This is a genomic window from Xenorhabdus hominickii, from assembly GCF_002632725.1.
Taxonomy (GTDB): domain Bacteria; phylum Pseudomonadota; class Gammaproteobacteria; order Enterobacterales; family Enterobacteriaceae; genus Xenorhabdus; species Xenorhabdus hominickii.
On the sequence record NZ_NJAI01000107.1, the window covers coordinates 1 to 489 of the forward strand.

Annotated in this window: 2 protein-coding genes; both read left to right on the forward strand. The window is 47.0% G+C overall.

The window, feature by feature from the left end; translation table 11 throughout:
• Positions 1-4 precede the first annotated feature (4 nt).
• Positions 5-178 carry a lysis system i-spanin subunit Rz gene (locus Xhom_RS47355; protein WP_420855279.1) on the forward strand — a complete coding sequence of 58 codons (174 nt, stop codon included), beginning with the start codon at positions 5-7 and terminating at the stop codon, positions 176-178.
• Positions 171-371, forward strand: a complete 201-nt coding sequence (locus tag Xhom_RS25395; protein ID WP_069315414.1) for a Lar family restriction alleviation protein — start codon at positions 171-173, stop codon at positions 369-371. The genes Xhom_RS47355 and Xhom_RS25395 overlap by 8 nt, the downstream gene beginning before the upstream one ends.
• Positions 372-489 lie beyond the last annotated feature (118 nt).

Here is a 489-nt window from a genome sequence, read left to right on the forward strand (position 1 = left end):
TCCCGTGCGTGAAGCCTCTGCCTCCTCCGGCGTGGATAGTTCAAGACCCGCCAGACTGGAGAAAGACGCTGAACAAGATTATGTACGTCTCCTCGGAGAGCTTGAAACCCTCGAAAGCCAGTTCCTTGGATTGAGGGATTACGTGAATACCGAGTGTGGGAGAAAAAATAGTGACTGAAACAAACAAACTCAAGCCATGTCCGTTTTGTAACAGTGAGCACGCAGAAATGAACTCGTATTCAGATGACACGTGGTTTTTTGTGCAATGTACCGACTGTAATGCGAATGGGCCAGAGGAAGATACGGCAGCGAACGCAGAAATTGCGTGGAACTGGAGAGCAGAAAACACATTGCCACCTCAGAGCAAATGATACTGGGGTGGCAGGAGCGATCCTGTCTCCTGCTTGATTGTTATTATAAACAGTATTTAGTCGTTTTATCCGGATTTAACACAAGACAGGTAGCTATACACTCTGTATATGCTAAGGG